Source organism: Sphingomonas sp., assembly GCF_017304615.1.
GTDB lineage: Bacteria > Pseudomonadota > Alphaproteobacteria > Sphingomonadales > Sphingomonadaceae > Sphingomonas.
This window is the reverse complement of record NZ_JAFKLZ010000001.1, coordinates 64870-91675: the sequence shown is the minus strand read 5'-3', so window position 1 is coordinate 91675 and position 26806 is coordinate 64870. Positions and strand designations below refer to the sequence as shown.

Below are 26806 nucleotides of genomic sequence, written 5' to 3'. Positions count from 1 at the left end.
GCGGCCCGTCGCAACCGATGTTTTGAGATTGAAGAGGGGAATACTAATGAAGCGTTTTGTACTCGGTTTGGCGGCCACGGTGGCCACCATCGCGCTGGCGCCGGCCGCCAATGCGACCATCTGCATCGGCATCGCCGTTAACGGCGGCGCCATCACCAACGTTGGCTGCGACGGCGGCACCGGTTCGGTCAACTACAACACGACCACCGGCGGCTATTTCTACAATGTCGGCGCGACCGGCAATCCGCTGCTCTCGGCGGCGACGCTGCTCACGCAGTCGATCAACATCCAGAGCCAGGGTGGCTCCAACGCTCTGATCGACGTGTACATCACGCAGCAGGGCATCACGTCGGCCACCAACGGTCTGCTCAGCACGCTGACCTCGAACACCATTTCGGGTGCGACGGCCACGCTGACCTCGTACTACAGCGCCGCCAACGCGCTGTTCTCGGGCACGCAGCTGCAGCAGGGTGTCTTCACCGGCCCCGGCGTTCTCAGCGCAGGCAACGCCATCTCGGTGGCGGGTCCTTGGTCGGAGACGGTCAAGTACAGCCTGAACTTCACGGGCGGCAACGGCTCGAACTTCAACGGCACTGCCAACCTGACGGCGGTTCCGGAGCCGGCGACCTGGGGCCTGATGCTCCTCGGCTTCGGCGCGATGGGCGGCCTGCTCCGCACGCGTCGTCAGACGCCGCGCGTCCGCTTCGCCTAAGACCGCGATCGACCTTCGGGTCGATCATGGGAAAGATTGCCGCGGTGACCGAAAGGTCGCCGCGGTTTTCTTTTGCCCGGGATGCGCCGCTCCCAAGTTTCACGAACGTCACTGTATTTGGAGCATGCCGCTAGCTCGGCGACTGATACCCCCTACGGCTCACTTGATATGGGACGCCGCGTCCAAGCGATCACTTGTCGACCCCCTTGGCTTTCCCCCATTGCCGCGCGACGGTGTAACCAAGGTAACCGGTCCCGAAGAGCGCATAGAGCGGCTCCGGGATTCCGTTGAGATAGGCGTTCATGCCGGCCGCGATGTCCCTCGCCATTTGCGGCTGCACCGCCGCGATCAGCCCCATCGGAATCGCCCAGAGCAACAGCGCATACATCACATAGAGAAAGCTCGGCCGCGCCCGGCTGGTCCAGGGGTCAACGGACTGCGCCTCTGCTAGGATCGCGGAAATCTGCGTGCGCGTCGCCTCCATCTCCTGGCTGCCCTGCAAGGCGAGCAGCTTGAGCTTGGCCTCGTCGCGCGCCTTGGGGTCTGGGATCAGCTTGTCGAGTAGCCCGGCAATCGGACCGACGATCGCATCGAGGATAGCCATGATCGTTCTCCTTGGTTGAATTTAACCAATGGAGTTATCCTATATGGTTTCCTGTAGGAAAATGGTTTCGCCAGGCTCGACTAGCCCGCAGCGATCCCGACCAGCAATTTCACGTTCAGCCCGACGATCGCCGCCGCGACGACCCAGGCCACGACCCGCAACGCCAGCGGACTGGCGAACTCGCCCATCAGCTTGCGGTCGGCCGTGAACGCCACCAGCGGAATCACCGCGAACGGCAATTGCAGGCTCAACACTACCTGGCTCAGCACCAGCAGGTTGGTTGTCGCCCCCTCCCCGACCAGAGCGATGACGAGCGCGGCGGGGACGATCGCGATCGCGCGCGTGACGATCCGGCGCAGCCAGACGGGAAGCTTGATGTCGAGGAAACCCTCCATCACGATCTGCCCCGCGAGCGTGCCGGTAATCGTCGAGTTCTGGCCGGACGCGAGCAGCGCCAGCGCGAACACCACGCTCGCCGCGCTCGCGCCCAACATCGGCGACAGGAGGCGATGGGCGTCCTCGATCTCCGCCACGTCGGTGCGCCCCGCGACGTGGAAGGTCGCCGCGGCAAGAATCAATATTGCGGCGTTGATCAGCAACGCGAAACCGAGCGCCACCACCGTGTCGATCGTCGCGAAATGGATCGCGCCTCGTTTGTCGCCCGGCTCGAACGCGCGCGTCTGCACGACCGAGGAATGGAGATAGAGGTTGTGCGGCATTACGGTCGCGCCGAGAATGCCGATCGCGATATAGAGCATCGCCGGGTTGGTCACGATTTGCCCGGTCGGTACGAAGCCGCCCGCCACCGCGAGCCAGTCTGGCCGCGCCAGCCACAATTCATAGACAAAGCACCCGGCGATCACGACCAGCAGCGTCGCGACGAACGCCTCGAGCTTGCGGAAACCGAAACGCTGGAGCGCAAGCAACAGCATAACGTCGAATGCCGTGATCAACACGCCGGCAAGCAAGGGGAGTCCGAACAGCAGTTTGAGCGCGATCGCAGTGCCGAGCACCTCGGCCAAATCACACGCGATGATCGCGAGTTCGCACAACAGCCAGAGGACCAACGTGACGGGGCGCGAATAGCGCGCGCGGCACGCCTGGGCGAGGTCCAGCCCCGCCGCGATTCCGAGCCGCGCCGACAGCGTCTGCAGCAGGATCGCCATCAGGCTGGACAGCAGGACGACCGCGAGCAGGGTGTAGCCGAACGCCGATCCGCCGGCGAGATCGGTCGCCCAGTTTCCGGGGTCCATATAACCGACCGCGACCAGATAGCCCGGCCCGATAAATGCCATCAGCCGCCGCCAGAATCCGCGGCGCGGCACCGACACGCTGGCATGGCTTTCGGACAGCGACGCGCCAAAACCCTTGCCGTTGATCGCGTCACTGGTCGGCGGTGGTGGCACTTTGCGCGCTTCCTCGGCAATCGTTGCCGCTAGCTAGCGGCGAAACACGGTCGCGGCCAACCCTCTTGGAACATGGCGTGGAGTCGTCCAAGCGGACTGCACGATAATTGATGGAGAGCGTATCGTGATTCGTCCCCTGGTTGCCTGCCTCGCGCTGGCCGTCACCCTCCCGGTCTTGGCCGCGCAACCGATCGCCGGGCGCTGGCTGACCACGGACGGCGGTGCGGTCGTCGCGATCGGGCCCTGTGGCGCGACGCTGTGCGGTCGCATTGCAAAGGTGATCAAGGGGCCACCCTCCGGTCCGCCGGTCGATGCGCTCAATCCCGACCCCAAGCTCAAGACCCGCCCGCTAGTCGGGCTGGCGATCCTGACAGGCCTGACGCCCGACGGCGACGGATGGACGGGCCAGATCTATGACCCCAAGACGGGCAAGACCTATCGCGCCGTCGTCGCCCGCGATGGCGGCAAGCTCAAGGTGCAGGGGTGCGTGGCCTTGTTCTGCCGGACGATGATGTGGACGCCGGCAGGATAGCGCAACGCCAATCGCGAGCGGGAGCCGCTTGCGATTGGAGAAGCGGTGTTCCGCGGACGCAGAACGATTCAGATCACGTCCATGTCGACCTTGTAATGGTGCCACGCCACGATCGCCGCGGCGCCACGATGGGGGCGCCACTTTTCGGCCAGGTCGCGAATCGCCTTTTCGCTGGGGCGGTCGGCATGGCCGAGGATGCGGCCGATCTCGATCTGGACCGCCAAGTCGCCGGCGGGCCAGACGTCGGGGCGTCCTTCCGCGAACAACAGGTAGATTTCCGCCGACCAGCGGCCGATGCCCTTGACCTGGACCAGCTTGGCGATCGCTTCCTCGTCATCCGCCGGTAGGTCGGCGAGGTCGAGGCGGCCGCTCGTCACTTCCTCCGCCAGGCTGCGCGCATAGCTCGCCTTCTGGCGCGACAGACCGGCGGCACGCAGCTGCTCGTCAGTCGCCTTCGCGACGTTCGCCGGGTCCTCAAGGTCGCCGCATTGCCCCTCCAGCTTGCGCCAGATCGACGCCGCCGCGGCGACGCTGACCTGCTGGCCGACGATCGTGCGGAGCAACGTGCCATAGCCGCGTTCGCGCACGCGTGGTTCGGGATAGCCTGCACGCTCGATCGCCCGCGCAAAGGCCGGGTCGAGCGTGGCCAGCGCGTCGCACGCCGCCCGCATCGTCTCCGCCGTCGTTACCACAGGCAGCGCCCTTGATTGCGGGGGCCTGGCGCGGCATGGCGTCGGGCGACGAGATCAGGAAGGATAGCCATGCCCAAGCTTATCGTCGTGACGCGCGACGGGGAAGAACAGGAAATCACCGGCGAGGCCGGGCTATCGGTGATGGAGGTCATCCGTGACGCCGGGATCGACGAGATCCTCGCGCTGTGCGGCGGATGCTGCAGCTGCGCGACGTGCCACGTCCATGTCGATCCGTTCTTCGCGGAGATGGTCAACCCGATGAGCGAGGACGAGAACGACCTGCTCGATTCGTCCGCCGACCGTGACGCGACCAGCCGGCTGTCGTGCCAGATCGAATTTACCGACAAGCTCGACGGCCTGAAGGTGCGGATCGCGGCGGAAGATTGATTTTTTTGCCGCGCTCACGCGCGGTATGCGGCACCGGCGCGCTCCCCCACCCGACCGCCCAATCAGTTTATTCTATGGGCGGTCGGGTGGGGAGCGGGCCGGTGCCGTCAATCAAGAACGCGCCGCCACGGCGTAGAGCGCGATCGCGGCGGCATTGGACACGTTGAGGCTTTCCATCCGGGGGGAGATCGGCAGGCGGGCGAGCTGATCGCAATGCTGCATCGTGTTGTGCCGCATCCCCTCGCCCTCCGCACCCAGGACCAAAGCGACGCGCGCCTTGCCGATCGCCTTGCCCAGCGTATCGCTCGCCTCGCCCGCCAGGCCGATCCGCCAGAAATTGGCCTCTGAAATCTCTTCCAGCGCCCGCGACAGGTTGACCACGCGCACCCACGGCACGATCTCCAGCGCGCCCGACGCCGAGCGCGCGAGCGCCCCGCTTTCGGGTGGCGAATGGCGGTCCTGCGTCACGATGCCGAGCGCGTCGAACGCCGCCGCCGAGCGCAGGATCGCGCCGACATTGTGCGGGTCGGTTACCTGGTCGAGGACCAGCAGCGGCCGCTCGTCGCCCTCGCCCATTCCCTGTTCGAGCAAATCGCCGAGCCAGATGTCCTCGAGCGGCTCGACTTCGATCACCAGCCCCTGATGCGGCGCGTCGTTGGGCACCAGCCGCCCGAGGTCTGCGACGTCGGCATAGGTGATCGGGATCACCGGCGGGATGTCGAGCCCGGCCAGCGCCTCGCGCGTCGCCCACATCTTGCGCACCGTCCGCTCCGGGTTGGCGAGCGCCGCCAGCACGGGATGCCGCCCCCACAAACGGGGGCGGTTGTTGGTTCCCTGCGATGGTCGATGGCCGCGGCGCTTCACCATGTTTACTCGTCCGGATACGCGAACGGATCGGTCTTCGTCGGCTGCGTGGGGAGCGGTGGGCGCGGCAAGGCGTCGCCGTTCGCCGCGTTCCACAGGAACGCCGCCAGTATCACGGCGGCCTGGCGCATGTCCTCACCCTTCAGGTGATCGAACGTGTCGATCGACGTGTGGTGGATGCGGCTGCCATAATCGAGCGGGTCCTGGATGAACTGAAAGCCCGGCAAGCCAACCGCCTGCATGAAGACGTGATCGGTACCGCCGGTCTTGCGGATCACCACCGACGACGCGCCCATCGAATTGAACGGCGTCAGCCAGTCCTTGAAGATCGGCACGACCGCCGGATTGTTCTCGGCATAAATGCCGCGCAGCTTGCCCGATCCGTTGTCGATATTGAAATAAGCCGCCATCTTCGACCATTCCGGCTTGGTCGTGATCGGCCAGCGGTTATCCCAGCCGTAATAGCGCGCCATGCCGGTCGCGGTCGAGGCACCACCACGCGTCGCGAAGTGATTCTCGACATAAGCGAGGCTGCCGAGCAGGCCCTGCTCCTCGCCGGCCCAAAGCGCGAAGCGGATCGTGCGTTTGGGCTTGGGCATCTTCGACAGGATGCGCGCGGCTTCCATGATCATCGCGGTGCCCGCGCCGTTGTCCGCCGACCCGTCGCCGGCCACCCACGAATCGAGGTGGGCACCGGCCATCACATAGCTGCCGTCCTTGGCGGTGCCGGGAACGTCGGCGATGACGTCATAGGCCTTGGTATCGCTGTCGTCGAAACGAACGTCGTTGTTGATCGACACGGTCGGCGCGACGCCGAGACCGGCGAGCCGCACGAGACGGCGATAATCTTCCGCCGCGATCTCGACACCCGGCGTCTTCACCGTGTCGCCGACCCCGAACAGATACCCCTCGCCATGGACCAGCTTGCCGTCGAGCCGCGACTTGGTGGCATAAGCGACGGCCCCTTCCTCCTGCAGGAACGCGTCCATCGCCTTCGCGAAGCCCAGCCGCTTCATCCGGCGGTCGGCGGCGTCGGGATCGTAGGTAGGCTGCTGGAACTGGTCCATCTTCGCCAGTTCGTCGTCGGTCCAGCGCTTGAACGCGGGCTGGCCGGGTTCGGAGCCGGTGTCGGGCTTCGTCACCAGCACGATCTTACCGCGCAATTTGCCCTTCCACTTGGCGAAGTCGCCGGGATTGCCGATCGGCGCGACGATCACTTCCCCGGTCACCGTGCCGTTGGTCGCAGGCGTCCAGGCGATCGGGATCGCGGTCAGCTGGATCGGACGCGGGCTGACCATCTTCACCAACGAGCTTTCGATCCACCAGCCGCGGCCGAATTCGAACCCTTCCTTATGGACGTTGGTCAGCCCCCATTCGCTGAACTTGCCCATCGTCCAGCCTTCCGCCTTGCGCATCCCCGGCGAGTTGGTCAGCCGCGGGCCGATCTGGTCGGAAAGGTATTCGGCGGTCAGCATCACCCGGCTGCGGTTGAACCCTTCGTCCATGATCCGCGTGGTCATGGTCAGGTCGGTCGATTGCGACGCGGCGGGAATGAGAAGGGCAGTGGCCGCGAGGGCGGCGAGCAGGCGTTTGCGCATGAATGAAGTCCCCTGGGAGCGACGAACGGCGCGTACGCTATTGCCGCGCCACGTTGTGCGCAAGGGTGGCGAGGCGCGTTGACAGCGAGGCTGCGCTTGGGCATGGGGCGCCCTCGCTTTCCACGAGCGACCCGCCCACACGGGCGACGACCTGGGGACAGGTGGCCGAGTGGTTAAAGGCAGCAGACTGTAAATCTGCCCGGGTTTCCCGTACGCTGGTTCGAATCCAGCCCTGTCCACCATTTCCGAGTTTCTAAAAATTCGTAGACGTTCGCTGAAGACCTGCCTGCCGAAGGAAATAGGCATGTAATGTCTCCCAACGTCCCTTGAAGTTTCCCGGCATCGCCCTCATGATGTGGGGAGAAATGTGGGAAACGAGGCTTGGGCAAGCTCACCGTCATCGCTGTCAGGACTGTCAAGGAGCCGGGTCGTTATGGCGATGGAGACGGCCTGTTTTTGCAAGTGGGGTCTAACGGAAGCAAGAGTTGGATCGTCCGTGTCCAGAAGGCGGGGCGTCGACGTGACATAGGGCTAGGCAGCGCATCCAAGGTAAGTCTGGCTGACGCGCGAGCCAAAGCGTCGAAAGTGCGCGCTGAAATAGAAGCGGGGCTGGATCCTGTCGCAGAACGCCAGAAAGCCAATGGCGTACCGACCTTTCGTCAAGCCGCGGCGCAGGTTTTCGAGCAGAACCGCAAAACTTGGAAGAACGGACATCATCAATGGCAGTGGCTGCGAACGTTAGAGATGTTCGCGTTTCCTGCGATTGGCGATCTGCCCGTATCCAACATCACTGGTCCGATGGTTCGCGATCTGCTGGCCGATATTTGGCTGACAAAGCCGGAAACAGCTCGCCGAGTGCGACAGCGTGTCGGCGCTGTATTGGACTGGGCTTATTCGAAAGGGTGGCGCGACGCGGAAGCACCGGTGCGCTCGATTACCAAGGGCCTTCCGCGGCAGCCGCGCAAAATCGCGCACCATGCAGCCCTACCGTATGACGAGGTTCCGCCGTTTCTGACAAGTCTACAAGCAGGTCGCCAAACATTCGGTCGCCTCGCCTTGGAAGCGCTGATCCTAACCGCCGTTCGATCTGGCGAAGTTCGTGGAGCTCGCTGGCCAGAACTAGACCTTGAGTCGAAGACGTGGACCATCCCGGCTGAGCGCATGAAAGCCGGAAAGCATCATGTGGTTGCGCTTTCGAAAGAAGCTGTCCGCGTTTTTGAAACAGCGTCAAGCTTGCGGATAAGAGGCACTGATCTCGTCTTCCCAGGAGCAAAGCGAGATACGCCAATGTCGGACATGACGCTGGTAAAAATCATGCGTGATATGAAAGTCGTCGCTACACCGCATGGTTTTCGCTCCAGCTTTCGAGACTGGGCTGCCGATCAAACCAGCTTTCCTGGAGAGGTTGCCGAGGCGGCGTTGGCACACGTCGTCGCTGACAAAGTGGTGGCGGCATATCGCCGCACAGACTTTCTCGAAAAACGCCGACAACTCATGGCCGCGTGGGGTGCTTTTTGCGGCGGCCCGATACGAAATGTCGTGAGACTCGCATCGTGAACAAAAAGGCGTCCATTGCTACGCATTTGAGCCCCGACGCCAAGGCAATCTTTCGGGACATCGGTGCTCTCACTGGTCCTCAAACCTCGGAGCGCCGTCAGAAAGCCCCGTCCGATGAGGACATTCTCGACCGCGTTGAGCTCACCAGAGATTTAGCTTGGATGGCCGGCGCTTTGGCAAATCCTGTTCATGCCTCAGTTCGGTTTCGCGCAATACGCGCTTTGGCAAAACGTGTCGGGAAATCGACAGCCAGGCATTTGATCGATCTAACCAAGCCAAGCATTGATCAACCTTTCAAATTAACACTAGCACACCGCGAAGACGCAGACTTGCCCGACGGCGGTCAAGCAAGACGTGAGCGTGCCAAAGCTGGGTCGGCGGCGGCGATGGTTTATCTCGCAACCGGAAATCAAAACTTGGGGATGCGTGCCGAAGAAGCGCGAGATAGCGCCCGAGAGGCTCTAGGTAAGATTTCGTCTGGTGATGAGGGCACAAAAAAGGCAATCAGAGAAGGTAAAAAAGGCGCGAGGCAGCGTGGATACATTTTGCCCGCTGCTCCGGAAATGGTGATGTACTTCGGTCTTGAACTAGAACCTGATGTTCTTGTTGAAAGCATTCGCGATCGGGGCAGGCCCAAAAAAAGCGCCAGCTAGCCATTCGTTTGGCGCTTTTTATCAATTTCGTCTCCCAGCATGTCCCGGCAGCGCTCAGCGCGCCTTGTCATTCCCGAACGGAAAACGAAATGGACAATATGCTGGTGTCGATCGCCGATGCATCGACTCTACTTTCGATCGGCAGATCGACGTTATACAGGCTGATCGGCCAAGGTAAGCTCGCCACTGTAAAGATCGGCCGACGAACCTTGATCCGCGTCTCATCCCTTCATGCACTGACGGACGGCAACGACAGCAGTTAGCGTTGTCGCGACCCCAATGACCGTCGCATGATCGGCGGATCAACCCGAGGTTCGGCTTAAAGACGGCAGCTCGGCGATTGATATCGGGTACTGTGGGGCTGAGATCATAAACCCGAAGGGCACCGCTGAAGCCGCATGCCCATGGATCTCCGGGGTGGGATGAGCCATCTCGTTAAGAAGGCGGCGATCCGGGCGCGTCTCATCTGCGTCGCTCGGGGTCTCAAAAACGCCGGTCGGCTCCAAAAGCCAAAGCGACATTGAGATTAGCGGGATCGGCTTCGCCATTCTAAGGCGGGGCTGGTCCCGCTTGTCTGTTCACCGGATCCCACCAAAAGCCAAATGCGATTAGAGTAGTCGTTTCGGCTCAAGTTTTGGCTCGATTGAATGTCCAGCCACACACAAGGCTCACCGAAAATGTCTCTTAATCGCGCGACGCGCGGCCTTGTCCGGTGCGATATTGTGGAAGCGCATCCGCTTTTTCTCCGCCTCAACCATTTGAGCTTCCAGACGCCGCCGACGCTCTTCCGCCAAACGCGCATCCTCGTATTTGCGAAATATAGCCATCGCCCGCTCACGTCGCGCATTCGTGCGATGATCCCGAACCAACAGGGCGACGATTATAGTGCCAGCTACAGAGCCTATGATCGCAAAGACAATCGGCGGCACGGTCATGAATATCGCAACCACCAATAAGGCAAAAACGATCAGGCCAACGAAATTCAGCAGCACACCGCGAACGACGCCTGCGCCGAAAAGCAATATCAAAACGATCAGCACCAGCAGTGAGTTAGTCATCGCAAGCCCCGTGTTTCGCCCGGCTGGCGCCGGGTGGTTGAACACGTGCGAGCACGGGTGCAGCACGCCCCGCTTATTCGGCGAAGCCTGTTGTATTCAGCGGGCCGCCCGACATGAGCGGACCCGTGCTCAGCACGCAGTTGTGCGCCGCTAAGGCTGTTCAGACCCGAGCGACGTAATGATGGTACGCGGCAAGTTGATTCGGCGCCAGCGCCAATCGCGCTTTTATCGGGAATCAAGGTGTGGCCGCGCATCGAAACCGATGCTGTGCCAAGGATCTGTTCCCGCGACGCGCAAGCGGCTGATGACGTCTAAGCGACCACCGTTGGTCCGAAAGCGGCCCATCAGTTTTGAAGGCTCAACGGCGCCAAAGCTAACCTACGATTAGAGTCGCGGATCGACCGGCTCACTCTCCATCGCGAGCACGCCGAAAACGCACTGGTGGACGCGGGTCAACGGCGAATGCTCGACAAAGCGGTGAAGTGCCTCCAGCCCCAACGCGAATTCACGCAGTGCCATCGACCGCTTTTGCCCCAGACCACGCTTCTTCAGACGCGCAAGGTTCTCCGGCTGATCGTAATCAGGGCCATAGATGATCCGCAGATATTCGCGCCCGCGGCACTTGATCGCCGGCTGGAGCAGACCCTTGCGAACGCGGGCCACGAACTCGAGCGGCTTGACGACCACGCCCTCTCCGCCCGAAGCGGTGAGTTGTTCCCACCACGCGATCGCGTTCGCGACTTGCGTTGCATCCTCCAGGTCGATCTGGCGATGCGCGGTCGCGACGATCAGCGCAGGGTCGGCCGCGGCAAGGCGATGCGCTTGGCTCATGTGCCAAACATGGTTCTTGTCGTCATGCACCGCACCTTCGCTGGCTAGCAGGTGGAATGGCGCGATGCGCAGATCGTCGATCCCGACGAATGGTGCGACGTAGCGGTTGTAGGCCGAGCGATAAAGCAAGGCGTCGTCCAGCCGCTTCGTCGTTGCATCGGCGAGGTCGCCAACATCGACGCCTCGCGCGCGGGCCGCTTCCAACGCTACTGACGCCGCATCGAGCCCAGCGGTAGCCGCAGCACCCACTGCGGCGTATTGATCGCGGATCAGCGCGCCGGCCTTCATGCTCCACGGCATGATCTCCGCATCCCACAGCATCCAATCGGTGCCGAGATCGTTCCACATCCCGGCGGTCTCCATCGCCTTATCGATGCGATGAAGCGCTGCCGCTTCGAGCTCGGCATCGGTGAAGAAGCGGCGTCCGGTGCGCGTAACGATGACACCGCGCCCCCCATCGGCCACGCCGAACCGGCGCGCCGCAGCGTCCTGGTTGCGAGCGAGCACGATCAGCGCGCGCGACCCCATGTGCTTTTCCTCGACGACGAGGTTGGTCACGCCCTTCGACCCGTAGAAAGCGAACGCCTCCTCGGGCCGCTCGAGCCAGCCGTCGATCGCGCTGGTTTCGGCCGGCGACATGGTCGGTGGTAAGTGGACCAGCCACCGCGGATCGACGGCGTGACGGCTCATCACCTCCAGCGCCGCGGCCGCATTTTCCTCGCGCACCGTGACGATGCCATAGAGCCGCGTATCGATCGCCTGCTTGCCGAGAACGTCGGCCAGATCCAACTGATGCGGCTGTGCTTCGCTGGTCGACGGCGACGGTTCGCCAAGCGGGCGGATCGGCTCGTAATAGGTCTTGAGCGCCGGCACCTCGACCAGGTCCATCTCGGGATAGCGCAACGCAGTGAGCTTGCCCCCAAATACGCAGCCTGTGTCGATGCAAAGCGTGCCGTTGACCCAGTTCGCCTCGACGACCGGCGTGTGGCCGTGCACGACCTTGGCCTTGCCCTTGTACTCGGCCGCCCAGTCCCAGCGCACCGGCAGGCCGAACTCATCGATCTCACCGGTGGTCTCGCCATACATGCAGAAGCTGCGCACCGCGCCCGACGCGCGACCCTGCATATCCTCTTTCACGCCGGCATGCGCGACGACGAGGTCGCCGCCGTTGAGGACGTAGTGGCTGATCAGGCCGTCAAGCCAATCACGCATGCTCGGCCCGAACTCCGGCGGCTCGGCCGCGAACTGCTCGATCGTCTCGGCCAGGCCATGCCCGACCTTGACGTTCTTGCCCGACAGATGCCGCTTGAGCTTGTCGTCATGGTTGCCGACAACACAAAGCCCGGTTCCTGCCTCGACCATGTGGCGCGCGATGCGCAGCACGTCAGGCGAACGCGGTCCGCGATCAACCAGGTCACCGACAAAGATCGTGCGGCGCCCCTCTGGCGGCACCACTGTCACGTCCTTGCCCGACCAAGTCACCGCATAGCCAAGATTGCCGAGCAGCGTTTCTAGTTCGTCGCAGCAACCGTGGACGTCGCCGATAATATCGAACGGCCCGGTTTCTTCGCGGCGATCGGTCCACAGCTTGGTGCGGACGATCTCCACCGCATCGACCTGCTCGACCGAGCGCAGCACATGGACGTAACGCAGTCCCTCGCGTTGCAGACCGCGCATCGATTTCTTGAGGTTGAGCATCTGACGCCGCACCGGGCCGGCGCCGAACTGGCGATCGGGCCGTTCGGCGTTGCGCGCAACCGCCAACGCCTCTGGCAGATCGAACACAATCGCGACCGCCAGCGCGTGCCATTTCTTGGCGAGCGCGATGAGGCCCTTTCGTGCGTCCGGCTGGACGTTGGTCGCATCGATGACCGTGAAACGCCGTGCCTTGAGCCGCTTTTCAACGACGAAGTGCAGCACGTCGAAAGCGTCCTTAGTCGCGCTCTGATCGGTCTCGTCATCGGCAACCCAGCCACGCATCCGATCCGAGGACACCGTTTCGGTCGGCAGGAAGTGCTTAGCCGCAAAGCTCGACTTGCCGGTGCCCGACGCACCGACGAGCAGGACGAGCGCGAATTCGGGGATCTCGATCTTCATGCCGCCATCCCCTCGCTCGCTTCCGCGCGCGTGAACACGGCCGCCTGGGTCGGCGAGCCGTGCCTCGCATCCTCGCTTCCAATGCCCTCGAACCGCACGGCATAGCCGTGCGCCAACGCGACGCTTTCCGCCCATTGGCGGAACTCGGTGCGGGTCCATTCGAAGCGGTGATCATTGTGCCGGAACTTGCCCGCAGGCAGGCTCTCGAATAGCGCGTTATATTCGGCGTTCGGCGTCGTCACGATGACCGCGGCCGGCCGGGCATGACCAAACAGCGCCGCCTCAAACGCGGGCAAGCGCTCGGCATCCATGTGTTCGATCACCTCAACCACCGCGGCGGCGTCGAACCCCTTGAGCCGGTCGTCGCGATAGACCAGCGAGCCCTGCAGCAGCTCGATCCGCTGGCGCTTCATGTCGGGCATGCTCTCAAGCCGCAGCCGGTCCCCCGCCGCGGCCAGCACGCGCGGCGCCACCTCGACCCCGGTAATCTTACGGACGCCGGGCACCTTGAGCAATTCGCGCAACAACCGTCCTTCGCCGCAGCCGAGGTCGAGCACGCTCGCCGCGCCCAGCTCCTTGAGCAGACCGATGACGCGATCCATGCGCTGATCGTTGAGCCGGATCGGCTTCTCGATCGCGTCTTCGGCGGCATCGCGCGCCGAGGCTTCCTCGGGCGCTTCAGCTTCGACCTTATCCTCGAGCGCGGCGTTTGCGCGGTTCATCAGCCCGCGGAAACGCAGATAACGGCGCACGATCAGCTCGCGGTCGGGATGCGTTTCAAGCCAGCCCTCGCCCTTGCGGAGCAGCTTCTCCACCTCGGCCTCGCCGATGTAATAGTGCTTCTGATTGTCGAGCACCGGGATCAGCACGAACAGGTGCGTCAGCAACGCCGCGAGCCGCACCGTGCCGCTCAGCTGCAGCGCAACATAGAGGCTATCGCCCCATTCTGGATGCGCCGGATCGAGCGCAATTGGTGCCGCCTCGACCGTGTAGCCGAGTGGCGCAAAAAGGCGCTCAATCAGATCGGGCCCGCCCCGTGCCGGCAGCGGAGTGATGAACGCCTCAAGCGGAATCGCCGCGTCGGCGAGCTCTTGCCGGTCTTTCGACCTGCCGCCCATCGCGGTGTTGACTAGCCGCCCCAACGCAACCGACAACAGCGACGAAGCCGCATAGGGGCGATCGTTGACGTATTGATCCTCCAGTCCCGCCTTTCCGCGCACGAGCTGAACCGGATCGATCTTGAGCGTCACCGCCGCCGTGCAACGCTCCTCGCTCGCCTCGGGATAGAAAAGGGTCGCCGAGCCGAACGGGAGTTCGACCGCATGCACGTTCGCCGGGTTTTTCATCAGCAAGAAACCAAGGTCGGTTGCGGGGCGATGCGTGGTCGTGATTGTCAGAAGCATGGTCAGTTCCGGGTATGAAAAAGCCCCATCGAGGGCTCGACGGGGCTGCGGGTCATGGTCGGTGGAGCGATGATCCGACTATGGCGCAGCCTGAGCGCTAGGGTGATTGGCGACAGGGCGCAGATACTGGACACACGGCATCGCTGCTTCGGCGAAGCGATTGGATTCGATAAATGTGCGCGAGCGCAAGGCCATGAGGTGGAGCATCTAGCTATCTGCCGCGCTCGTCAACCTCGCTTGTTGATTGGTAACGCTTGGGCCGATAACCGACCGGCAGGTTGTGATGTTCGATCGAGCAGAGCGGACGCTGGGCAGCTGACTCATAATCAGCGGCCGAAACTGGGCCGATTTCGGAATGGCTCCAGGCTGCGAAACTGACAAAGCGGCCCTTCAAACCGAAGGGCCGCTTCAACTTAGATTTCGGTGCGCTCGGCGAGCAGCAAAGCATCTTCGATGTCGACGCCAAGATACCGGACCGTGTTTTCGATCTTCGTGTGACCGAGCAGGATCTGGATCGCTCGAAGATTGCCGGTGGCCTTGTAGATCATTGATGCTTTCGTCCGACGCATCGAATGCGTGCCGTACTCCGCGCGCCTGAGACCGATTGCGGTTACCCACTCATCGACTAAGCGAGCGTATTGCCTGGTGCTTATGTGCCCGGCGTGGTTGACGCGGCTCGGAAAGGCATAGTCCTCAATCGAGCCGCCGCGTCGCTCTAACCACGCCAAGAGGCTGGACCGGACATCTGCAGTCAGCTCGAATTGGACAGGGCGCCCAGTCTTCTGCTGGATGACAATTGCCCGAGTTCTGATCTCGGCGCCGGAAACCAAGTCGCCGATCTTTATTTTGACCAAGTCGCAGCCGCGCAGCTTACTGTCGATTGCGAGATCGAACAGCGCGCGGTCGCGAAGGCGTCCTTCGCGCTCGAGAAAGAAACGAACTGCCCATATTTGTTTTTGTGTCAGAGGCCGCTTGGTGCCTACCATCTTTCCTGCGTTCCACGCAGGGCGTCCCTGCATTGCCGGATCGTATCTGGAATATCCCATCGTTCTTCTCCGCGGCCTTGATTGGCCGGGCGCGATCGTCATCCTGAGTTCGGCGACAAGCCTAGAGCCGAGCCGATGGCAGTTGGCCGTCCCGAGGGAAAAACGGTCAACGGCTAAGCGTGTTCTAGAGCGTTGCACAATCATTGGCGGACTGATGGCGAAATGCTAACGATGTCTACCTTGCCGCTCAGCGGGTTTCAGAGAGGCGGCATGTCGGTTCTTATTCGCAACAATGTTCATGTGGCAGGCCAAGGCGATCGCGCGATCGTCTTCGCGCATGGCTTTGGTTGCGACCAGAACATGTGGCGCTTCGTGGCACCAGCCTTCGAGGCGATGTTCAAAGTTGTCCTGTTTGACCATGTGGGTGCCGGTGGCTCGCAGCTTTCAGCCTACGACAGCGTCAAATACGACAGTCTCCAGGCATATGCTGGTGATTTGGTAGAGATCGGTCGCGAGCTCGATCTGCGGGGCGCAATTTTCGTTGGGCACTCGGTCAGCGCGATGATCGGCATTTTTGCAGCAGCTTCTGACCCGACGCTGTTTTCAGAGCTGGTACTGGTGTGTCCTTCGCCTCGTTACATCGATGATGCTACGTATCATGGCGGTTTCTCGGCCGCCGATATCGATGAGCTGCTCGAGTCGCTGGCCGACAATCACCCTGGGTGGTCGGCTATGATGGCGCCTGTTTCGGATAATCGCAAGGATTTGGCGGGCGTAGCGGCGCGGACGCTCATCCTCCAATGTCGAGACGATGCCATCGCCTCGACACGAGTCGGCGAGTACGTCCGGGATCATATCGCCGACAGCGAACTGGTTGTGCTCGACGCCACGGGCCATTGTCCCAACCTTAGCGCGCCACAGCAGGAAATCGCCGCGATCAAAGCCTTTGTCTGAGTCGGCATCTCGCGCAGGCGTTCCCCTGGAGGATTTCCGCGATATCTTCTACGAAGCCCCCTGCGGCTATCTTTTGCTCGGCGCCGATAATCGGATCAGGGCTGCAAACCGTCGCATTGCTGAGTGGATAGGTCATGCCGCCGAAGACTTATTTGGCAGGCCGCTTAGCGACGTCCTTACGGTGCCTACTCGAATCTTCTACGAAACCAATGTGTCACCGCTGCTTCGACTGCAGGGTTTCGTGGACGAGGTCGCCATGGATTTCCGCGCTGGAGACGGAGGCAAGGTGCAGTGCCTGGTCAATGTCACGGAGCGCCGCGATGCGGCGGGCGACCTGCGGAACGTCAGGCTGGCGATTTTCCGGGCTGCCGCACGCCGCCAGTACGAGCGGGCGCTGATCGATGCCAATGACGCAACTGAGCGCGCCGTTGCCACGGAGCGGGAGAGCTCGCATTTGCGCGAACAGTTCATCGCCGTGTTGGGGCACGACCTGCGAAACCCCTTGGCGTCGATCAGCAGCGGCGTTCGCCTGCTGGGGGCCCGTGAAACGCTCAGCGTGCGCGGTCGGCAAGTCCTTACCCTCATGCAGGGCAGCGTCATTCGCGCGTCCGAATTGATCGACAATGTACTGGATTTCGCGCGTGGTAGGCTGGGCGGTGGCTTGACGCTGAGCCGGGATGCAGTCGCTCCCTTAACGCCGGTATTGCAGCAAGTGGTCGCAGAGCTGAGGTCGGTTAATCCCGACAGGGACGTCCGCGTCGATTTCGCGGTCGCCGAGCCGGTCGATTGCGACCGAGTACGGGTGGGGCAGCTGTTATCCAACTTGCTCGGCAATGCTTTGACGCACGGGAGTAAATCGGAACCGATCCGCGTTGAGGCACGCACCGATGCGGAGACCCTCAGTATTACCGTGGCCAACGGTGGCGCTCCGATCGACGAGGCGACAATGGCACGGCTGTTTCAACCGTTCTTTCGCGGCGACATCCGCGCTACCCAGGTCGGTCTCGGACTCGGGCTCCACATCGCGTCGGAGATTGCGAAGGCGCATGACGGAATTCTGCTCGTCGATTCCGGGACGACCGAGACGCGCTTCACGTTCACGATGCCGCTGCGCGAGATATCGCCAGTCGCGCTTTAGGACGCGGCACGCATCTGCCGGAACGCCTCCCCGATCGCCGGCCGGTTTAGCGGCTTTCGGAATATCCTTCCTGGTGCGCAAGGCGTACAAGCTTCTGGCGTCGCGGTGACGAAGATTACGGGGACCGTTCCGTATTCTTGACGAATACTCTCGACCGCGAGCGGGCCGGTTCCCTGGAGCAACCAGACGTCGGATAGGATGAAATCGGGCCGTTGCTCGTGCGACCGTGTCACGGCATCGTCTTGCGTATCGGCAAAGCTGAACGTCAGCGCGCCGTACTCGCGCAACAGGTCCTCGATATCCAACGCAATAAGCGGTTCGTCTTCGATAATCAGCACGTGGCACACAGAAGACTCTCCAATAAGAGACCCAACGCGCCAGCTTCGTGATGTGACACCGCCCGCTCCGAATTAAATTTCGTCACTGTCAAGCGAGGGCCAATTAAGCTGCTTTCGATCAGTGCAATTATCTCGTCTCGCGCGGGTCGATCTTGCTGCCTGCGCGTTGGATTGACGAAACCCGCGGAGCGCCGCGCGTGCTTTGAGAGAAATCAGCCATGCCCAATCCTACCGATCGCCGTGCGAACGGCGGCGAAACGCATCAGCAAGCCGAGGTTGGCATGCCGGCGCTGACGACGAACCACGGCGTCGCCGTTTCCGATAATCAAAATAGCCTGAAAAGCGGATGGCGCGGACCGACGCTGCTGGAAGATTTCGTTCTTCGCGAAAAGATCTTTCACTTCGATCACGAGCGCATTCCGGAACGCATCGTGCATGCGCGCGGCAGCGGCGCCCACGGTTTCTTCGAGGCGACGGACGATATTTCGGATCTGTCGAAGGCCGCCGTCTTCACGAAAGGCGAAAAGACCGAAGTCTTTGCGCGCTTCTCGACAGTTGCGGGGGGCGCCGGGTCGGTCGATACGCCGCGCGACGTGCGCGGCTTCGCCGTCAAATTCTATACCCGTGAGGGCAATTGGGACCTGGTCGGCAACAACATCCCGGTGTTCTTTATTCAGGATGCCATCAAATTTCCCGACCTCATCCACGCGGTAAAGATGGAGGCGAACAGCGGCTATCCGCAGGCGGGCAGCGCGCACGACACCTTCTGGGACTTCGCCTCGCTGATGCCCGAGACGACGCACATGCTGATGTGGGCGATGTCGGATCGCACGCTGCCGCGCAGCTTGCGCATGATGGAAGGGTTCGGAGTCCATACGTTCCGGCTGGTCAACGCCGCCGGCAAGTCGAGCTTCGTCAAGTTCCACTGGCGGCCTAAGCTCGGTATCCAGTCGACGATTTGGGACGAGGCGCTCAAGCTCCAGGCGGCCGACAATGATTATCACCGCCGCGACCTGTTCGAGGCGATCGATACCGGCGCCTTTCCCGAATGGGAGCTGGCGATCCAGGTGTTCGACCAGAAGTTCGCGGATGCTCAGCCCTACGACGTGCTCGACGCAACCAAGCTAATCCCCGAGGAGGATGTACCGCTTCGCGTGATCGGTCGCATGGTGCTCAACCGCAACGTCGACAATTTCTTCGCCGAGACCGAGCAGGTCGCATTCCTGCCGACCAACGTACCCCCGGGGATCGATTTCTCGAACGATCCGCTGCTGCAAGGGCGGCTGTTCAGCTACATGGACACACAGAAGTCGCGCCTCGGCACGACCAACTTCCACCAGATACCCATCAACGCACCGCGCTGTCCGTTCGGCAATTTCCAGCGCGACGGCATGATGCAGACGATGGTCTCGACCGGCCGCGCCAATTACGAACCCAACAGCCTGGCCGCACATGGCGAGGAAGGCGGCCCGCGCGAGACTCCCGGGGGATTCGCGACGACCAACGCCGCCAGCAGCCCGGACGAAATGGGCGACAAGCTGCGCCTTCGGCCGGAGACGTTCGCCGACCATTATAGCCAGGCCCGGCTGTTCTACCGCTCGCAAACCGAAAGCGAACAGGCGCACATCGCCTCGTCGTTCGTGTTCGAACTATCGAAGGTCGGGCTGCTCGACCAGGTGCCGCCACGCATGGTCGCCAATCTGCGTAACGTCGACGAGGATCTCGCCAGGCGGGTTGCGGACGGGCTGGGCATCGCCCTGCCGAAGAGGGCTGCCGCCGCGCGCGAGCCGGTCGAGATGGCGCCGTCCGACGCGCTGTCGATCCACAAAAAGATGAAGCCGACGCTCGAGGGGCGTTCGGTGGGCATCCTGATCGCCGACGGAACCGACGCTGGCGAACTGACGTCTGTCGTCACGGCTGTGACGAAGGCCAAGGGCAAGGCGGTCATCGTCGCCCCCAAGGTCGGCGGAGCCAAGTTATCGGACGGGTCGCAGCAGAAGGCCGACGGACAACTCGCCGGATCGCCGAGCCAGATCTTTGATGCGGTCGCGATCATTGTGTCTGACGCGGGCTGCGCAGCGCTGCTCAAGGAGAGCGCCGCGATCGACTTTGCGATGAACGCTTTCGGTCATCTAAAGGCCATTGGCGCCAGTGAGGCAGCGCAGCCGCTGCTCGAGAAGGCCGGCGTGGTCCCGGGCGAAGGGATTACCGGTTTGGGCAGTGATTTCGCGAAAGCCGCAACGCAACGCTTCTACGGCCGCGAGCCGTCGCTTCGCACTCTCGCCTGACTCAAGGAAAAAACATGATTGATCCATTTACCGTCTGGTCGCGCATGGTTCGCGCCGGGCTCGACATGCAGTCGACGTGGTTGCGAGGCGTCGAAACGCTGCAGGCATCTCAAACGGTCATAACCGCGCGAACCGACAAGATGCGGGATGCCATCGCGTCGCCGATGCAGGGCGATTTCGGCGAATTTTCCCGCATGGTACCGGAAAAAATCGATGCCTTCAGCCGCAGCACATTGTTTGTAACCAGAACAGCGATGGCCAATCATCGCGCATGGATGATTTACTTGCGGCGGGTCGGCGCATTTATGACGTCCGGGCGGCTTCCCACCGTCGGCGAGAGCGCTGTCTTAGCCGAGCAGACTGTCGAATATGCGCTAAGTGCTATCGCAGCTGGTGCCCATCTCGGTCACGGTGCCTTGCGCCCCGTCCACCGCATCGCCACCGCCAACGCCAGGAGGCTTGCGAAAAAGTAAGTAGGGACAGCCCGCGTTTAATGGCGCGTGCTCTTAGTTAGCAGCATTAGCGGTTGGCTAAAGTCCTTGGTCCCAAAACACCGCAGAATGGCGGTACCAGACATCAATTCCTGAAACTAAAGGAGAATATTCACCACTACCTTGGTGGGCGCGGTTAAAATAAGTCGGCCCACACATTATTTCGTGACCGGGTTGCGAATATACAGGTCACTACCTACATCAAGGATATCAGCGGCAATTTACCCCCAAGCGTCGCTGGCTGGGTTCCTCGTGTTCTCGCTTATTAGTTGCGAGGCCCAAAAAATGGACCTGAATGACCTTTTTCATCGCCATCAAGTTTCTTTGATGAAGGCTGATGCCGCATCGTGCCAGCCGTCGCGCTCATCGCATCAGGGTTTGGCCCGGGGCTACGCGCAGCGCATTCGCGCGATGCAAGACAATCTCGAAGCGTTTTCACCTTTTCAGCCGTCGCTTCGATGAGCGGCGTGACGCACATCCTTGCCGGCGCAAGCAGCGAAGAGGTGAAGCGCGTCAGGTTTCGGCGCTCCGCGGCCGGCGGACCCGATCCCAACGTGTTATCGCGGCAATCGAGGATCGCGCTGATGGCGTTCCAGGCTTGCGGCACACGAGAAGCAGCGTGCAGCTTCATGAACGACATTCACCCCACTTTGGGCGGTAGGCCGATCGAGATTGCAGGCGGCAGTGAAGCCGGGTTCGCGTCGGTCAGAGCTGCGCTGCCCTCGCGGTCCGGACAGGAATGCTGACGCTGGGCAGCCCCTTCTAGGCGAAACTGCTGCGTATCGGGGATTTGCGATGGGGCACGAAGTATTAGGAAGTCGCTCGATTAAGACCGAGGTCGAGTTCAAATATCCGTTCAAGCTGGGGCGGGACTCCCGCGAGTTCTCTCCCGGAATTTACACGCTGCACACGCACGAGGACGTGCACCAGGGCCGGTTCGATCCGATATATGTCGCCGTCAGCGTCGAATTGGTTGTCAGCGTCGACGGCAAGACCTTCTCACGGTTCGCTAAACCAGAGGAGATAAGGCTCGCGTTGGCAATCGATGCAAACCGTACGTTGCTCAGCGACGGCCCTAATGAAACCCCGGACCGAATGACGTCATGAGACGGCAGCGGAAGATGCTGATTCGAACGTCGCACGATGGCTTGGTCCGACGGTTAGTCGCCCGTTCTAACATGATGCGCAATCAGAGAAGTGGATGATGACCGACCTGACGATGCCACCTAACCGTCAGCCATCACACCATTGTAAATTGCGTCCTCCATCGCTCGGCCGGCTCCCATTGCGACACAGCTAAGCGGATCTTGGGCGATCGACACTTGTAGCCCTGTGGCCGCGGATAGGGCCTGGTCAATTTCGCGGAGCAGCGAGCCGCCTCCGGTCATGACGATGCCTCGCTCATGTAAATCCGCTGCGAGCTCCGGCTCAAGTCGAGCCAGCATTCCAAGCACCGTCGAGACGATCTGACCAACCAGATCGCTGAGCGCGCCTGCAATGTCCGCCTGGCTGATCTCGAGTTCTCGCGACACACCATTGATCAGGTCGCGCCCCTTCACGAGCATCGTCAGGCCACGCCCCCTGGCTGGCACCCGCGCGATACCGATCGCCATCTTGACGCGCTCGGCGGTCGCTCCCCAATTACCAAATTGTGCGCGCGCCGAACGCTGGAGGCAATCGCGTCGTCCATACGATCGCCACCGACCCGCGCCGATGCATGATGGGCAAGATTGCCGAGCGAGATTACCGCGACTTCAGTGGTGCCGCCGCCGATATCGATCACCATCGAACCCACCGGCTCGTTGATGGGGAGACCGACCCCGATCCCGGCAGCCATCGGTTCCTCAATCAGCCTGACGCTGCCGGCGCCGGCGTTGGCCGTGGCCTGGCGGATCGCGCGGCGTTCAACTTGCGTCGCACCTGACGGAATGCACACTACAATGTTGGGATGACGCGACAGCCGGCTGGGCCCACCGCGCGCCAGATCAATGAACGCCTTGATCATTTGCTCCGCGACTTCGACATCCGCGATCACACCGTCGCGCAACGGACGGATGGTTCGAGTGCCTAAGGGCGTCCTGCCCATCATCATTTTGGCTTCCAGGCCAACCGCGCGAAGACGGGATATGCCGTTGATCTCTTCGATCGCCACGACCGAAGGTTGGTTCACGACGATGCCTCGGTCCCGCGCATAGACGATTGTGTTCACCGTCCCGAGATCGATGGCCATGTCGTTGGAAGAGGTGTTGAACAAGCGGGGAATACGCATCAATGTCCGATACTTGCCGCGCTGCGAGAAGCCATCCGCACGCTAATTCTTGGCGTTCACTCCATCATAGAGTGCGACGAGACGATCGACCTCCGCAATGACCTCGCGCTGTTCGGCGAGCCAACGCTCTGTCGCGTCGTACATAGGCGTACCGTCACGGCCGTCGTGCAAAGTTGCGCCGTGTTCGATCAACCAAACGGCGTCGCGCGCACGAGACCGCTGCAGGCGCAAATGGGACATCCATTGTTCGACAATGTCCGATGGTATCACCCTGTCCATCGTCGCCTCCTTCGCTCGCGAAGTATTGGGCTTATTGCCTGCCGAAAGGCATAGCGTGCCGTCGGTTATCGGCGGACTGTCGCCCAATGCTCGCGTTCGACCTTACCCTCGATCAATGTCTTGCCGAACGCCTTGCGCATGATTGCTGCTTCATCGCCATTCATCATCACGACACGGGTGCCGCCGCGGGGCAGTGCCTCGATCGCGCTGATGATCGTTTTATGCTTGGTGCAAAATGCCTCGACTTCGGCGCGTGTCATGGTGACGTTGATGGCTCGCGATGTGCCGGGATTACTCCAGGCATCGTGGCCGTTGGTGGCGGGAATGGTCGGCATCATGGCGACAAGCTCCTTCGAAGCGGGAGCATGAAGCACTCTCAGTCGCGCCAATGCTGCTGGCTGGGGGACGCGATGCAAACACCATAGCGCACCGCCTCGGAAATAGCGACCCATGACTGTCACGCTTGCGATTAAGCGGTTCGGCAACGGTAGCTGAGAGCGAAACTCAAATTTTTCGGGGCCTAACGCTGACCGCCTCTTCAAAGGCGATCACAAATAATTCGCGGTCTGTAGGCTGACAAACCTGAAGCCTTCGGTCGAGATCGACGACACCGTTTGATCGGATTTCCCCGGCAACGAGATCGCGAATGTGGCGGCTTGCGACGGAACGCGCCATTCGTCCGTCGGCCAAGAGCACGCCCACTTGATCTTTCAGGACAGTTTTTGCTTCGCAAAGATGATAGAAATGTACGGGCACGGCTTTGCTCCCATGGCGGGAGCGCGTCGTCACCCGGTCGCCGTCAACCGTCAACCTCAGGTAGACACGGCGATTAAGCCTAATGTCCGGCATGCTGTAGAGGTTCCGATGCGAGTCCATGCCGTGCGAAAAAGGTTAAAAAGGGCGACGCTCTTTCGATAATTGTTTCAGGGCTAGCCGTAAGCTCGTCGGCCCTCCCCGCATGTTCGTGTGTCGTTCCAATCCGCTGCTGGGTGCTTCCGGTACCATAGGACCAACCTCCCTCTTTCATATGCTCGGTGCCAGGGATGACCCCGCCGATACGTGACGTGTCGTGCGTGCATCGCAATATCTTACCTTGCGCAGCCGCGGCGTGGCGCCCATATCGATGGTGCTACAGTGCAAATCGACGGCCTTCGGCGCTTTGCGGCTCCCATCTCCTTCTTTCCCTGCTCCCACGGCACCGGGCTGACCGTCTTGGTCACCCGCCAGAAGAAGGAATCGTATAATGACTATCGGAACCGTGAAGTTCTTCAATCCGGACAAGGGCTACGGGTTCATCGCCCCTGATGGCGGTGGGCAAGACGCGTTCGTTCATATTTCGGCGCTAGAAATCTCTGGCATGGGCGCGCCTAACCAGAACGATCGCGTGTCATTTGATCTTGAGGCCGACAAGCGCGGCAAGCAAGCTGCGGTGAACCTGAAGCCAGCCGAGTAGGATCGCCACGATTCGCGGCGCGGGCATCGTTAGGCGATGCTCGGCCGCCGACGGCGCATAATCTATGACGAATGCTTGTCGGCAGCGACCCGGTCAGGCTTCATCAATCAAAGGGAATGCCGATGCATCACCTGACTACCGTCGAGCGTGCCTTTGAAATCGCTCGGGAGGGCAGATGCCGGGACCGAAGCGACATTGGCCGCCAATTGTCGGCGGAAGGTTATAGCTCGGTCTCACCGCACTTGGCAGGTTCGTCAATTCGCAAGCAACTGTTCGCCCTCCTTCGGAAAGGTCGCGACGATCAACCTCGTCCGACAGGTACGTCAACGCCTTCATGACGACCGAACTCGTCGATAGCGCGGAAATTCCGGGCGGGGGCACTTACAGCTGCTGCGCCGGGGTTCGGATTTCTCCATCGTGCTTGGCGACGATGAGTTGATGGGCAGTCTCGCTTCTCATTCTGAACAGGCGCTTGCGATCCTGGCGTGTGATCGAATGGCACCCCATCACGGCAATATTCTTATCGGCGGTTTGGGCATGGGGTTCACACTAGGAGCCGCTTTGTCCGTTCTGCCCCAGACCAGCAAAATCGTGGTGGCGGAACTTATACCGCAAGTTGTCAAGTGGGCAGCGGGACCATTAGCACATTTGTTCGGCACAACACTGAGTGACCCGCGACTATTCCTCGACATGCGGGACGTGCACGACGTGATCGAGGAAGCAGAGGAGATTTTCGACGGCATCATTTTCGATGTCGACAACGGTCCTGATGGGTTCGTGTGCGCCGCCAACGAGCGGTTATACAGCGCGTGGGGCCTACGCGCGGCGTACGCGGCTCTACGACCGACTGGCGTGCTTGCAATCTGGTCGGCTTACCCGGACGACGAGTTTGTGGAGCGTTTGGTCCGAGCAGGATTCGCCGTCGAAGAAATAACCGTTCCTGACACGGAAATTGGACAGCGAGCCGTGCATACCATTTGGCTCGCCGAGAAACCAAGATAGCTAACAGCCGCTAATGCTGATTCGTTCGCTCCGCGTGGTGACATGACGCGAAGAATACAGGTCGCAAGTATCACCGCCTGCTCGGCGGTCTTACTTGAGCGCGAATGTTACGTCAGCCGGTACTATGTGAAACCCTTTGTCCGGTATGTTTGCCAAGGCCTCGTCAACATCTAGATCAATGCGGCACCGGCCGCTTTCGAGGTCCAGAGTCTTAAAATATCTCCACGGACCTTGCTTAGGGGACAGATTGATACCCAATTCGTTGAGCGTAAAATCGAAGCTTTTTACTCCCTGAATACGTGAACTCGCAATTTCAACTCGCTTTCGGCAGAGCATAGTGGGAGCGAAAAAACACAAGATTCCTGGCGGCCTGCAAAGTTCAGCGACGGTTAGCTCGGTCGGTCCTCCAATAAACTTGGGCTATGGCGCGCCGCCAGGCTGGTTTGGAGTTTGCCGCTTGGCTTGAGCGACGGCATCTTTCAGGTTGCTGTATCGGAATGGGCCGATTCTAAAAGAATCAATCGGTCGACGTTCGATACCAAGCTGTATCATTTGCCTCTCTTCCGCCTCTGTAAGTTCTGTAAGGCCGAGCTTGTTCTCACGAACCATCATACATTCTCCACAACGTTGACACGCGACGTGCCAAGCAAGCGTGCGCAGTCTTGCCGTTGGCAACGTTCGAGGTGCTGGAGTGATATGGAGCTGACTTCCCCATCCGCGAACCGGCGGGCCAACAGCTTTTCATTCCTTTCGACAAGTTCGATCAGCGCCTCGAACTGTTCGTCTCGATCCTCCCTCGCGGCTGTTCGGTCTCGGGCAAAAACATGAGGTTCATGCTCAGGATACGGCGTAGCATTTACAAGCCGCCGTGCGCTTCGAGAAGCGTCACGATGAAACTCAAACTGCGCGGGAGTCGATGACGTTTCGGCGCTCATGATTGAAGATTGCTCTCGCGCAAGCAATGAGTTGAGGTCACCGTCGGGAAAATCGTGCTGAACGCTGTCACCGTCGTCTTCCCACGATGGCGAATTCAACTCGTTCGAATTCTCGTGATTTTGGTATTTTGTCACCAGAATGCTCCTCTGCGTGTAAGCGGGAGCGCATGACATCTCTCAGCCGTTCATTTGCTGTATTTTGATCAACGGTAGCCGATAAATGGTAGGCGACATAGCCATTTGCAATGGGCGTGATCTCGGCGGCCGTTCATTGTGGTA

General features: G+C 61.3%; 29 protein-coding genes, 1 tRNA gene and 1 pseudogene. 14 read left to right on the top strand and 17 right to left on the bottom strand.

From position 1 onward, the window contains the following. Nucleotides 1-46 precede the first annotated feature (46 nt). Entirely contained in the window at nt 47-712 is a 666-nt protein-coding gene (locus tag J0J06_RS00460) for a PEPxxWA-CTERM sorting domain-containing protein (protein ID WP_294039394.1), read from the top strand. A gap of 190 nt (nt 713-902) precedes the next feature. Here the strand turns inward: J0J06_RS00460 and J0J06_RS00455 are convergent, their stop codons facing one another. Next, nucleotides 903-1316 (bottom strand): holin family protein, encoded by a 414-nt coding sequence (locus tag J0J06_RS00455; protein ID WP_294039393.1) that lies wholly within the window; start codon nt 1314-1316, stop codon nt 903-905. An 80-nt stretch (nt 1317-1396) separates the two neighbouring features. Beyond that, nucleotides 1397-2722: an Nramp family divalent metal transporter gene (locus tag J0J06_RS00450; protein ID WP_294039392.1), complete on the bottom strand. Its 1326-nt coding sequence runs from the start codon at nt 2720-2722 to the stop codon at nt 1397-1399. A gap of 124 nt (nt 2723-2846) precedes the next feature. Here J0J06_RS00450 and J0J06_RS00445 point away from each other — a divergent pair, with 124 nt between their 5' ends. Next, a complete protein-coding gene (locus tag J0J06_RS00445) occupies nt 2847-3254 on the top strand; it encodes a DUF2147 domain-containing protein (RefSeq protein ID WP_294039391.1) in 408 nt (135 codons plus the stop codon). Between the two features lie 68 nt (nt 3255-3322). Here the strand turns inward: J0J06_RS00445 and J0J06_RS00440 are convergent, their stop codons facing one another. Then, a complete protein-coding gene (locus tag J0J06_RS00440) occupies nt 3323-3946 on the bottom strand; it encodes a DNA-3-methyladenine glycosylase 2 family protein (protein ID WP_294039390.1) in 624 nt (207 codons plus the stop codon). A gap of 69 nt (nt 3947-4015) precedes the next feature. On the opposite strand from J0J06_RS00440, the gene J0J06_RS00435 reads away from it, so the two are divergent. Continuing rightward, on the top strand, nt 4016-4333 hold the full coding sequence (locus tag J0J06_RS00435; protein ID WP_294039389.1) for a 2Fe-2S iron-sulfur cluster-binding protein: 318 nt from the start codon (nt 4016-4018) through the stop codon (nt 4331-4333). Between the two features lie 111 nt (nt 4334-4444). Here J0J06_RS00435 and rlmB read toward each other — a convergent pair whose 3' ends face one another. Both rlmB and J0J06_RS00425 read right to left on the bottom strand, forming a co-directional pair. Next, a complete protein-coding gene (gene rlmB / locus J0J06_RS00430) occupies nt 4445-5200 on the bottom strand; it encodes a 23S rRNA (guanosine(2251)-2'-O)-methyltransferase RlmB (RefSeq protein WP_294039388.1) in 756 nt (251 codons plus the stop codon). A 2-nt stretch (nt 5201-5202) separates the two neighbouring features. Beyond that, entirely contained in the window at nt 5203-6795 is a 1593-nt protein-coding gene (locus J0J06_RS00425; RefSeq protein ID WP_294039387.1) for a M20/M25/M40 family metallo-hydrolase, read from the bottom strand. 155 nt (nt 6796-6950) lie between these two features. Here J0J06_RS00425 and J0J06_RS00420 point away from each other — a divergent pair. From J0J06_RS00420 to J0J06_RS00405, 4 genes are all read left to right on the top strand, one after another. Continuing rightward, nucleotides 6951-7037, top strand: a tRNA-Tyr gene (locus J0J06_RS00420). A 139-nt stretch (nt 7038-7176) separates the two neighbouring features. Beyond that, nucleotides 7177-8352 (top strand): site-specific integrase, encoded by a 1176-nt coding sequence (locus J0J06_RS00415; RefSeq protein ID WP_294039386.1) that lies wholly within the window; start codon nt 7177-7179, stop codon nt 8350-8352. After that, nucleotides 8349-9005 carry a hypothetical protein gene (locus tag J0J06_RS00410; protein WP_294039385.1) on the top strand — a complete coding sequence of 219 codons (657 nt, stop codon included), beginning with the start codon at nt 8349-8351 and terminating at the stop codon, nt 9003-9005. The genes J0J06_RS00415 and J0J06_RS00410 overlap by 4 nt, the downstream gene beginning before the upstream one ends. 89 nt (nt 9006-9094) lie before the next feature. After that, nucleotides 9095-9268: a helix-turn-helix domain-containing protein gene (locus J0J06_RS00405; protein WP_294039384.1), complete on the top strand. Its 174-nt coding sequence runs from the start codon at nt 9095-9097 to the stop codon at nt 9266-9268. A 405-nt stretch (nt 9269-9673) separates the two neighbouring features. Here the strand turns inward: J0J06_RS00405 and J0J06_RS00400 are convergent, their stop codons facing one another. The 4 genes from J0J06_RS00400 to J0J06_RS00385 form a co-directional block, all read right to left on the bottom strand. Continuing rightward, complete coding sequence (locus J0J06_RS00400) at nt 9674-10063, bottom strand: hypothetical protein (protein WP_294039383.1); 390 nt, start codon at nt 10061-10063, stop codon at nt 9674-9676. A gap of 384 nt (nt 10064-10447) precedes the next feature. Further along, on the bottom strand, nt 10448-12991 hold the full coding sequence (locus J0J06_RS00395) for a polynucleotide kinase-phosphatase (protein WP_294039382.1): 2544 nt from the start codon (nt 12989-12991) through the stop codon (nt 10448-10450). After that, nucleotides 12988-14394, bottom strand: a complete 1407-nt coding sequence (locus J0J06_RS00390) for a 3' terminal RNA ribose 2'-O-methyltransferase Hen1 (protein WP_294039381.1) — start codon at nt 14392-14394, stop codon at nt 12988-12990. The genes J0J06_RS00395 and J0J06_RS00390 overlap by 4 nt, the downstream gene beginning before the upstream one ends. 413 nt (nt 14395-14807) lie before the next feature. Continuing rightward, nucleotides 14808-15440, bottom strand: coding sequence for a tyrosine-type recombinase/integrase (locus J0J06_RS00385; protein WP_294040788.1), 633 nt, complete (start codon nt 15438-15440; stop codon nt 14808-14810). A gap of 171 nt (nt 15441-15611) precedes the next feature. Here J0J06_RS00385 and J0J06_RS00380 point away from each other — a divergent pair, with 171 nt between their 5' ends. Next, entirely contained in the window at nt 15612-16334 is a 723-nt protein-coding gene (locus J0J06_RS00380) for an alpha/beta hydrolase (protein WP_294039380.1), read from the top strand. Beyond that, entirely contained in the window at nt 16327-17472 is a 1146-nt protein-coding gene (locus J0J06_RS00375) for a PAS domain-containing sensor histidine kinase (protein ID WP_294039379.1), read from the top strand. The genes J0J06_RS00380 and J0J06_RS00375 overlap by 8 nt, the downstream gene beginning before the upstream one ends. Here the strand turns inward: J0J06_RS00375 and J0J06_RS00370 are convergent. Continuing rightward, nucleotides 17469-17810 carry a response regulator gene (locus tag J0J06_RS00370; protein WP_294039378.1) on the bottom strand — a complete coding sequence of 114 codons (342 nt, stop codon included), beginning with the start codon at nt 17808-17810 and terminating at the stop codon, nt 17469-17471. The two genes, J0J06_RS00375 and J0J06_RS00370, sit on opposite strands and share 4 nt — an antisense overlap. A gap of 218 nt (nt 17811-18028) precedes the next feature. Here J0J06_RS00370 and J0J06_RS00365 point away from each other — a divergent pair, with 218 nt between their 5' ends. Both J0J06_RS00365 and J0J06_RS00360 read left to right on the top strand, forming a co-directional pair. Beyond that, nucleotides 18029-20098: a catalase gene (locus J0J06_RS00365; protein WP_294039377.1), complete on the top strand. Its 2070-nt coding sequence runs from the start codon at nt 18029-18031 to the stop codon at nt 20096-20098. 14 nt (nt 20099-20112) lie between these two features. Further along, on the top strand, nt 20113-20571 hold the full coding sequence (locus J0J06_RS00360) for a hypothetical protein (protein ID WP_294039376.1): 459 nt from the start codon (nt 20113-20115) through the stop codon (nt 20569-20571). A gap of 283 nt (nt 20572-20854) precedes the next feature. On the opposite strand, the gene J0J06_RS00355 is transcribed toward J0J06_RS00360, so the two are convergent. Continuing rightward, nucleotides 20855-21229 carry a hypothetical protein gene (locus J0J06_RS00355; protein ID WP_294039375.1) on the bottom strand — a complete coding sequence of 125 codons (375 nt, stop codon included), beginning with the start codon at nt 21227-21229 and terminating at the stop codon, nt 20855-20857. Nucleotides 21230-21384: 155 nt separating this feature from the next. On the opposite strand from J0J06_RS00355, the gene J0J06_RS00350 reads away from it, so the two are divergent. Then, nucleotides 21385-21696 carry a hypothetical protein gene (locus J0J06_RS00350; protein ID WP_294039374.1) on the top strand — a complete coding sequence of 104 codons (312 nt, stop codon included), beginning with the start codon at nt 21385-21387 and terminating at the stop codon, nt 21694-21696. 119 nt (nt 21697-21815) lie between these two features. Here J0J06_RS00350 and J0J06_RS00345 read toward each other — a convergent pair. The 4 genes and pseudogenes from J0J06_RS00345 to J0J06_RS00330 all read right to left on the bottom strand — a co-directional run bounded on the left by J0J06_RS00345 (nt 21816) and on the right by J0J06_RS00330 (nt 23893). Continuing rightward, nucleotides 21816-22858 (bottom strand): annotated as a pseudogene (locus tag J0J06_RS00345) (rod shape-determining protein). Between the two features lie 42 nt (nt 22859-22900). Continuing rightward, nucleotides 22901-23137 carry a hypothetical protein gene (locus J0J06_RS00340; protein WP_294039373.1) on the bottom strand — a complete coding sequence of 79 codons (237 nt, stop codon included), beginning with the start codon at nt 23135-23137 and terminating at the stop codon, nt 22901-22903. Nucleotides 23138-23202: 65 nt separating this feature from the next. Further along, nucleotides 23203-23475 (bottom strand): hypothetical protein, encoded by a 273-nt coding sequence (locus tag J0J06_RS00335; protein WP_294039372.1) that lies wholly within the window; start codon nt 23473-23475, stop codon nt 23203-23205. A 166-nt stretch (nt 23476-23641) separates the two neighbouring features. Beyond that, entirely contained in the window at nt 23642-23893 is a 252-nt protein-coding gene (locus tag J0J06_RS00330; protein WP_294039371.1) for a hypothetical protein, read from the bottom strand. 487 nt (nt 23894-24380) lie between these two features. Here J0J06_RS00330 and J0J06_RS00325 point away from each other — a divergent pair, with 487 nt between their 5' ends. Both J0J06_RS00325 and J0J06_RS00320 read left to right on the top strand, forming a co-directional pair. After that, nucleotides 24381-24590, top strand: coding sequence for a cold-shock protein (locus J0J06_RS00325; protein WP_294039370.1), 210 nt, complete (start codon nt 24381-24383; stop codon nt 24588-24590). A 417-nt stretch (nt 24591-25007) separates the two neighbouring features. Continuing rightward, a complete protein-coding gene (locus J0J06_RS00320; RefSeq protein WP_294039369.1) occupies nt 25008-25592 on the top strand; it encodes a spermidine synthase in 585 nt (194 codons plus the stop codon). A 420-nt stretch (nt 25593-26012) separates the two neighbouring features. Here the strand turns inward: J0J06_RS00320 and J0J06_RS00315 are convergent, their stop codons facing one another. Further along, the gene (locus tag J0J06_RS00315; RefSeq protein WP_294039368.1) at nt 26013-26204 is read right to left on the bottom strand and encodes a hypothetical protein; all 192 of its coding nucleotides are present in this window, start codon (nt 26202-26204) and stop codon (nt 26013-26015) included. Continuing rightward, nucleotides 26201-26662: a hypothetical protein gene (locus J0J06_RS00310; protein ID WP_294039367.1), complete on the bottom strand. Its 462-nt coding sequence runs from the start codon at nt 26660-26662 to the stop codon at nt 26201-26203. Before J0J06_RS00310 ends, J0J06_RS00315 begins: the two co-directional genes overlap by 4 nt. Between the last annotated feature and the right edge of the window lie 144 nt (nt 26663-26806).

What these genes read in the sequence shown, in the direction of transcription:
- J0J06_RS00405 (WP_294039384.1), top strand. Translation starts at nt 9,095, where the DNA reads ATGGACAATATGCTGGTGTCGATCGCCGATGCATCGACTCTACTTTCG.
- J0J06_RS00350 (WP_294039374.1), top strand. Translation starts at nt 21,385, where the DNA reads ATGGGGCACGAAGTATTAGGAAGTCGCTCGATTAAGACCGAGGTCGAG.
- J0J06_RS00355 (WP_294039375.1), bottom strand. Translation starts at nt 21,229, where the DNA reads ATGTCGTTCATGAAGCTGCACGCTGCTTCTCGTGTGCCGCAAGCCTGG.
- J0J06_RS00315 (WP_294039368.1), bottom strand. Translation starts at nt 26,204, where the DNA reads ATGATGGTTCGTGAGAACAAGCTCGGCCTTACAGAACTTACAGAGGCG.
- J0J06_RS00435 (WP_294039389.1), top strand. Translation starts at nt 4,016, where the DNA reads ATGCCCAAGCTTATCGTCGTGACGCGCGACGGGGAAGAACAGGAAATC.
- rlmB (WP_294039388.1), bottom strand. Translation starts at nt 5,200, where the DNA reads ATGGTGAAGCGCCGCGGCCATCGACCATCGCAGGGAACCAACAACCGC.
- J0J06_RS00390 (WP_294039381.1), bottom strand. Translation starts at nt 14,394, where the DNA reads ATGCTTCTGACAATCACGACCACGCATCGCCCCGCAACCGACCTTGGT.
- J0J06_RS00455 (WP_294039393.1), bottom strand. Translation starts at nt 1,316, where the DNA reads ATGGCTATCCTCGATGCGATCGTCGGTCCGATTGCCGGGCTACTCGAC.
- J0J06_RS00340 (WP_294039373.1), bottom strand. Translation starts at nt 23,137, where the DNA reads ATGGACAGGGTGATACCATCGGACATTGTCGAACAATGGATGTCCCAT.
- J0J06_RS00380 (WP_294039380.1), top strand. Translation starts at nt 15,612, where the DNA reads ATGTCTACCTTGCCGCTCAGCGGGTTTCAGAGAGGCGGCATGTCGGTT.
- J0J06_RS00400 (WP_294039383.1), bottom strand. Translation starts at nt 10,063, where the DNA reads ATGACTAACTCACTGCTGGTGCTGATCGTTTTGATATTGCTTTTCGGC.
- J0J06_RS00385 (WP_294040788.1), bottom strand. Translation starts at nt 15,440, where the DNA reads ATGGGATATTCCAGATACGATCCGGCAATGCAGGGACGCCCTGCGTGG.
- J0J06_RS00395 (WP_294039382.1), bottom strand. Translation starts at nt 12,991, where the DNA reads ATGAAGATCGAGATCCCCGAATTCGCGCTCGTCCTGCTCGTCGGTGCG.
- J0J06_RS00365 (WP_294039377.1), top strand. Translation starts at nt 18,029, where the DNA reads ATGCCCAATCCTACCGATCGCCGTGCGAACGGCGGCGAAACGCATCAG.
- J0J06_RS00325 (WP_294039370.1), top strand. Translation starts at nt 24,381, where the DNA reads ATGACTATCGGAACCGTGAAGTTCTTCAATCCGGACAAGGGCTACGGG.
- J0J06_RS00335 (WP_294039372.1), bottom strand. Translation starts at nt 23,475, where the DNA reads ATGATGCCGACCATTCCCGCCACCAACGGCCACGATGCCTGGAGTAAT.
- J0J06_RS00460 (WP_294039394.1), top strand. Translation starts at nt 47, where the DNA reads ATGAAGCGTTTTGTACTCGGTTTGGCGGCCACGGTGGCCACCATCGCG.
- J0J06_RS00360 (WP_294039376.1), top strand. Translation starts at nt 20,113, where the DNA reads ATGATTGATCCATTTACCGTCTGGTCGCGCATGGTTCGCGCCGGGCTC.
- J0J06_RS00425 (WP_294039387.1), bottom strand. Translation starts at nt 6,795, where the DNA reads ATGCGCAAACGCCTGCTCGCCGCCCTCGCGGCCACTGCCCTTCTCATT.